Annotated in this window: 1 protein-coding gene; it reads right to left on the minus strand. The window is 50.6% G+C overall.

Annotated features, from left to right (window positions below; genetic code table 11):
• On the minus strand, positions 1-332 hold a 332-nt coding region (locus J1N09_RS15475; protein ID WP_265201186.1), incomplete at both ends, for an Ig-like domain-containing protein.

Raw genomic sequence — 332 nt, forward strand, 5'->3', positions numbered from 1 at the left:
TTTCCACCGTCACACACCTGATACTCGAAGGTATCTTCTCCTGTAAAGCCAGGATCCGGTGTGTAGGTATAACTTCCATCAGGATTGAATACCAGTGTTCCGTTGTCAGGACCACTGCCTGCAACCAGGGTAAACACTTCCGTGCCCGCTGGTCCGTCAGGGTTCTCGTCATTGGTCGCAACACTACCGCTCACAGGAAGATCCTGGTAAGTGTCGTTGATGTCATCAATCGCGAGAATATCGTTGTTCGGATCGGCTACCGTGAGGTAAACCGTTGCCTGATCAGTTGCAACTGGAGCTCCATTGTCGAAGATCTCGTATACGAACTGATC

The organism is Aureitalea sp. L0-47 (assembly GCF_026126405.1).
Classification (GTDB): Bacteria; Bacteroidota; Bacteroidia; order Flavobacteriales; family Flavobacteriaceae; genus Pukyongia.